General features: G+C 72.2%; 4 protein-coding genes. 2 read left to right on the top strand and 2 right to left on the bottom strand.

The genetic code is table 11. The annotated features are described in order from the left end of the window. Positions 1-2,719: alpha-mannosidase (locus IQ216_RS10485; RefSeq protein WP_370566701.1), on the bottom strand; the 2,719-nt coding region annotated here is incomplete at its 3' end. A 159-nt stretch (positions 2,720-2,878) separates the two neighbouring features. Between IQ216_RS10485 and IQ216_RS10480 the strand changes: the two genes are divergently transcribed. Both IQ216_RS10480 and IQ216_RS10475 read left to right on the top strand, forming a co-directional pair. Next, positions 2,879-2,998 carry a photosystem II reaction center protein I gene (locus IQ216_RS10480; RefSeq protein WP_186697384.1) on the top strand — a complete coding sequence of 40 codons (120 nt, stop codon included), beginning with the start codon at positions 2,879-2,881 and terminating at the stop codon, positions 2,996-2,998. Positions 2,999-3,330: 332 nt separating this feature from the next. Next, the gene (locus tag IQ216_RS10475) at positions 3,331-5,844 is read left to right on the top strand and encodes a DUF3769 domain-containing protein (protein WP_193815426.1); all 2,514 of its coding nucleotides are present in this window, start codon (positions 3,331-3,333) and stop codon (positions 5,842-5,844) included. Here the strand turns inward: IQ216_RS10475 and IQ216_RS10470 are convergent. After that, positions 5,792-6,447, bottom strand: a 656-nt coding sequence (locus IQ216_RS10470; protein WP_228007391.1) for a 3-isopropylmalate dehydratase small subunit 2, incomplete at its 5' end; no start/stop codon positions are given. The two genes, IQ216_RS10475 and IQ216_RS10470, sit on opposite strands and share 53 nt — an antisense overlap.

Genomic DNA, 6,447 nt, shown 5'->3' with positions numbered 1-6,447 from the left:
GCCACAGCCCCAGCAGCGCCAACCCCTCGGCCAGGGGGGGCAAACCATCCAGGGGGGCCGCCCGCCGATCCCCCGCTGACGCAGCGCGCCCCAGCCAGAGGGGCTCGCGGAACACCTGGGCGTGGTCGGGGATGGCGGCCTGGGCCCAGGTGGGAGCTGCGGCCATCAAGGCCAGCCGCTGGCGGCGGCGGCCGTTGTCGGCGCCGGGGTCGGGCCAGGTGGGAGCCCGCAGCAGGGACACCCCAAGCCGCCCGGCGTCACAGGACACCCCCTGGGGCCCGTCCAGCAGCACCGCCAGGCCACCACCGCGGCCCGCCGTGGCCAGCCAGCTGATCGCGGCCACTTCCCAGCGGGCCTGCTCGCGGGCGGTTACGGCCACGGCCGGACGCTCCAGCACCCCACCGGACGTATCGGCCGCCCAGCGCTGGGCCGGCTCCGCCAGGGGCAGCTCCAGCCGCAGCAGCTCATGGCGCTGGTGCCAGTCGATGCTCAATGTCAGCTCGAGCCAGGGGGTGGCGGCGAGAAGCCGCCCCTCCAGCCGCACCCGGCTGCGGCCGAAACGGCCCCGCCACACGAAGCTGGCGCAGAGCGGCCCCCGCTCGCGCCACACGGGTGCTCCCAGCCATGGCCACGGAAGGGGATGGTCGGCGTGGTCGGGGGCCAGGTCCCAGGCATCCCAGAACTGACCGCGATCGGCGTAGCGGCACCAGCGCAGGGGCTCGGCCAGCAGGCTGCGGCCGGCTTGGTCCCAGAGCTGCTCGATGCCGTGCTGGCCGAGCTCCACGGCGATCAGGCCGTTGCCGGCCCGCTGGCCGGCGGTCCAGACCGGCTGGTCCACCAAGGCCGACTGCGGCTGCGGCGGCTGGGCGGCAGCCACGGGCGCATGGCGCTCCAGGGGCTGGGCCACCACGCCGGCCAGGGCGGGGAGCTGCACCCAGTGCCCCCCGGCGGCAGCGCCTTGCTGGGGCAACAGGGCGCCGGCAGCACTCCAGCAGCCGGCCGGCAGGCGCCGCACCCGGCGCCGCGCCGCCAGCGGCTGCAGCTGCACGGCCCACCACCGCTCAGGGCCGCCCTGGCCAGTGTCCGGAGGCCCGGAAGGGGTGAGGCCCAGCCACTGCTGGAGGTGGCGATCGCGGCTGGCCCTGGCCTGGCGGCGGGCGGCTCTCCAGACGGGCTCAGCCTGCTCGAACACCTCCGGGATCGCCGTGCCCGGCAGGATGTCGTGGAACTGCTGAAACAGCAGGGGCTGCCAGTCGGGCTGCTGGCGCCCCCCCGCCAGCACGGCGGCCAGCCCGGCTTCCCGCAGCAGCCGCTCCAGGGTACGGTTGTGGCGTTTCTGGTCGGGCCGGGTGGTGGCGCAGCCCCGGTGCAGCTCGAGATAGAGCTCATCGCGCCACACAGGCAGCTGGGGGCGCAGGGGCTCGAGGCCCGCCAGGAAGGACCGCAGGCTGCCGTGGGTCTGGGGCGCCGCCTCGGGCTGGTGCCGCCACAGCTCCAGCTGCTCCAGCATCTCGGCGGTGGGACCGCCGCCGTGGTCGCCGACCCCCGGCAGCCAGAGGGCCTGGGGCAACCCGGTGGCCCCCTGCCACTCCAGCCGGTGCCGCTCCATGGCGAGGGGATCCCCATCGGTGCCGATCGGCGCGCTCATCAGCGCCAGCAGCTCGCTGCCGCAGCGGCTGCGCCAGCGAAACAGCCGGTGCGGGAAGGGGTTGGTGGCGTTCCAGAACAGTTTGTGGGTGCAGAACCAGCGCACATCGGTGGCCGCGGCCACGGCCGGCAGACCCGCCCCGAAGCCGAAACTGTCGGGCAGCCAGGCCAGCTGATGGCTCAGGCCCGGGAAGCGGCGGCGGCTGTCGTGCTGGCCCTCCTGGAACTGGCGCAGCAACGAGGCGGTGCTGATCAGCACGCAGTCGCTTTCCACCCAGGGGCCGTTGATCGGCTCAAAGCGGCCGGCGCGCACGGCCGCCTGGAGGCGGCGCAGCAGGGCAGGGCGCTGGCGCTCCAGCCAGGCGTAGAGCGCCGGGGTGGAGTGGGCGAAGTGCAGGTCGGGGAAGCGATCGATCAGGTCCAGGGCGGAGCTGAAGGTGCGTTCGGCCGCCCGCCAGGTGTCGGCCACCGGCCACAGCCAGGCCAGATCGAGGTGGGCGTGGCCCAGCACATGCAGCCCCGCGCCAGGGGGCAGCGCCTCGGGCTGGCCGGCCTGCTGACGCAGGGCCAGCAGGGCCTGGCGGGCCGGCTGCAGCACCCCGAGGGGATCCTCCAGATCCAGGGGTTCGAGTTCGATGCTGCTGTGGATCAGGGCACCGTCGTCGTGCAGGGGGCTGCGCAGCCGCAGCTCCAGCCGCAGCGCCTCCCCCCGCCACCAGCGCTGGGGCAGGGGCCAGCGGCAGGAGGTATCAAAGAGGTCGCCGCAGTGCACCCGGGCGCCATCGACCCAGAGCTCGGCCTGATCGGCCCACCAGCGCAGGGCCAGCCGGGCCCGCAGGCCGGCAGTCTCCGCCTGGGCCGCCTGCCACGTCCCGGGGCAGGGCAGCTGCAGGGTGAGCCAGGTCCAGTGACCTCCCTGGGGCCAGATCACCAGACCTCGGGCCTGCCAATCCGGCCGGTGCTGCGCTCCCCAGGGATGCTCCAGGGCCGGACCGGCGCCACCGCCTGGCTGGGGACAGTGCCAGCGGGCCTGCAGGTCGAGCGGAGCGGGAACGGGGCTGATTCGTTTCAAAGTGAGGCTTGTGAGGCTGCAGGCCTGCGGTCCGGGCCCTGGGCGTCGTTGGATGGCGGGCCAGGTCCCATAGGATGATGCCGCTGGCAGAGGGTCGATGAGGTCCTCAGAGCTGGCCGTCACTCCCTGTTACCTGCCCGCTCCGCACAAGACCGAACCATGCTCGCTCTCAAGATCTCGGTTTATTCGGTCGTCTTCTTTTTCATCGGCGTTTTCGTCTTCGGCTTCCTGGCCAGCGACCCCAGCCGCACCCCAAGCCGCAAAGACCTCGAAGAGTGACCTCCAGCCTCAGCGCTGCGCTCACCGGATGGAGCCAGGGCTGGGCGAACCCTCTGGGCTACGGATCTGAGCCGGAACAGGGAGGCCTCGGATCGAGGTCTCTGAAGGTTGTGTCTGGGGAGCCACGGGTTGCGTCGGGCCTCCAACCCCCAGAGGGTTGAGCAGCGCATGGGGCCTGCTCGGCGACCGGACGGCCCGTCGGCGGGCGATCAGTTGAATGCCCGTCCCCCGACAGGCCCTGCTCCGCCCATGAGCCAGCACTGTGGGTCCTGCCGATGCCCCGTCCCCCCGGCCCTAATGCCCGTCGTCTGCCAGCCATCATCCTGATGAGCATGAGGCCCCACCCAGGGCGTCTGCGCCAGCGGCGCGGGACCTGGCTGGCGGCCCTGGCGGTGCTGAGTGCTCTGGCCCCTGCCGTGGGGACCGCCGCCCCAACCCTGATCGACTCACCGCGTGACCCGAGCGAAGCGGAGAAGGCCGCCGACGTTCTGCCCCCAGCCAGCGGGGAGGCCCCGGCCGACGCCGGCCAGCAAGCCGCTGAGCCACGCTTGCTGRTGGTCCGCTCGGATCGGCAGAGTTACGACCGCGCTTCCGGCACCCTGACGGTGAGCGGCAACGTGGAGGCCCGCTTTGACGGCTGGCGGCTGCTGGCCGACCGCATCGAGCTGCGCGACGACCGGCGCAGCGTGCTGGCCACGGGCCAGTTGCGGCTGATCCGCGGCGACCAGATGCTGCAGGCCGGCAGCCTCCGCTACAACGACTGGGAGGGCTCCGGCACCATCACCGACGTCTACGGGGTGGTGGATCAGGAGACCCTCGCCCGCGACTTCGAGGCCTTGCGGCCAATGGGCGTGGGGCTGCAGGGACTGCCCGAGGCCCCGGCGACCGAACCAGGGGCCGCTTCGCCGGCACCGGATCCCGGCGAAGCGGCCGTGGCCCTCGACGACAGCTTCGCCTGCCCGGAGGTGACCGCCGATCCGCAGGCCCGCCCGCTGCTGGAGCTCCTGCCCCCGCGGCGACGCCCGCAGCCCACCATGCCCGCACCGGTGGGCTGCCCCGGGGGTGATGCCAGCCCGCGCAACAGCTCCCTGGGCCAGATCCTCAACGACGTGGCGCTGGAGCCCCGCGCCCCCGGCGAGAGCGTCGGCACAGGCGACCTGCCTGCCGGGGACCAGGCGGTGGGCGAGCAGTCGGCGGGCGAGCAGGGCCAACGGCCGGGCAGCCGCAGCGGGCCAGCAGTGCCCGAGGCTCCGATCGACCAGCGGGTGAGCGGCGTGCGCTACCGCCAGAGCCAGGACACCACGATCAAGCTCGACCTGGCCCCCCTGATCGAGCAGCAGAACGACGCCCCCGGCGGATTCGGCAGCTACCGGCCCCGGCCCCCGAAGGAAGGCCCGCTGACGCGCCTGCGCTTCCAGGCCACCAGCATCCGCATCCAGCGCGATGGCTGGTTCGCTGATGCGGTGGCCTTCACCAACGACCCCTTCACCCCCGCCAAGGCCTGGATCTATGCGCGGGGGGTGGAGGCCCGGATCCGCCCCGACGGGGTGACCAGCATCAGCAGTCGCGACAGCCGCATCCTGCTTGGGGATCGCTTCTCGGTGCGAGGCCTGCGCGATGCCCAGATCGGCCAGCAGCAGAGCGCCTTCAGCCTGGATTCCGACCGCCGGGACCGGGACGGCGTCTACCTGGGCTACAACCTGCCGCCGCTGCGGCTGGGCCGGGAAGGGGTGCTGCGGCTGCAGCCCCAGCTGATGATCCAGCGCGCCATCGAAGATCGCACCGAGAGCTATGTGCGCCCCGGCACCTCCCTGGCGGGGCCTGACGTGCCACAGCAAGCCCGCTTCGGTGACCTCTTCGGCCTGGCCGCCCTGCTGGATGTGCCCGTGGGGGGCTTCCGCCTGCTCGGGGATGCCAGCCTGTCCACCTTCAATCCCGATAACTTCCGCGCCGGCACCCGCAGCAACGCCGAGCTGAGCACCCCTCTGGACCTGCCGGGCCACAGCAGCTCCCAGGGGGCGCTGTTCGGCAGTTACCGGGAGCGCATCTACAACGGCAGCCTTGGACTGCAGACCCTGGTGTATTCCTATGGGGCCGAGCTCCAGGGCGAGGCTCAGCTGACCGGCAGCCGAGCCGATGACGAGCCCCCTCAGGGCACCCCCTATTTCACCCCGCTGCGCCTCAACTGGCGGGCCCTGAGCGGCAATTACCAGGCGGCCCTGTTCGACACTGACAACCTCGACACCCAGTGGCGCAGCGTGTTGCGGGGGGGCGTGAACGGCTCCCTGCGGTTGTGGGAAAACCGCGATGGCGCCAACCCCGACACCATGGCCCAGTTGCGCTATGCGCCGATCCCGGTGATTCCAGGCCTCGGCCTGGATTTCGGCATCAACGGCAGCACGGCCTTCTACCAGGACGGGGCCCAGCAGAACACCCTCACCCTGGCGGCGGGCCCGTCGTTCACCATCGGGCGCTTCGAGCGGCCGGTGCTCGACTACACCCGCTTCTCCGCCTCCCTGGCGGGCACCCTGCTCGATGGCGGCAGTCCCTTCGGCTTCGATCGGGCCGTGGACCTGCGCACGGTGAGCTTCAACGCCGCCCAGCAGATCTACGGGCCCCTGGTGCTGGAGGCCGGCGCCACGATCAACATCGACAGCCGCTCCCGCTTCAACGGCGATGTGAGCTACTCCTACGTGGAGCTGAAGCTGCAGCAGCGGGCCTACGAGGTGGGCATCTTCTACAGCCCCTATGACGGCATCGGCGGCATTCGCATCCGCCTCAACGACTTCGACTTCACCGGCAGCGGGACCCCGTTCGTGCCTCGCCCCCAGCACCGCGGCGGCTGAACCCGTTGGCATAGGGCAGGGCTGCCAGGGTGCGGCTGAGCGCCTCGTGGTGGGAGAGCAGCTGGCCGGTGGCATCCCACTGGCCGGTGCTGAGCATCTGGCGGGGGCCGGCGTCCAGCTCCAGGGACCAGCTATGGCCTGGAGCCCGCAGCGTGGCCTCCGCCACATCCAGGCTGAAGAGGGTGGCGGGGGCCGTGGTGGCGGCTTCCTGAATGGTCAGCATCTGCCCATGGGGTGCGGTGAGGCAGGGAAGGCCCAGGGCAAGGCAGTTGCCATGGAAGATCTCGGCGAAGCTCTCGCCCACCAGGGCGCGGATGCCCCAGCGCATCAGGGCCTGGGGGGCGTGCTCGCGGCTGGAGCCACAGCCGAAGTTGCGGTTCACCAGCAGCAGCCTGGCGCCGCGGTGCTCGGGCCGGTCCAGGGGATGGGCCCCCTGCAGTTCGGCCCGGTCGTCAGCGAACACCTGCTCACCGAGACCCTCGAAGGTGACGCACTTGAGAAAGCGGGCCGGGATGATCCGGTCGGTGTCGATGTCATCGCCGCGCAGCACCACGGCGGTGCCGGCCACCTGGCTGATCGGACCGCTGGGGAAGGGGGCAGTGG

Origin of the sequence: Cyanobium sp. LEGE 06143, assembly GCF_015207535.1 — a bacterium.
Taxonomy (GTDB): domain Bacteria; phylum Cyanobacteriota; class Cyanobacteriia; order PCC-6307; family Cyanobiaceae; genus NIES-981.
This window is presented reverse-complemented; position numbering and strand designations above follow the sequence as displayed.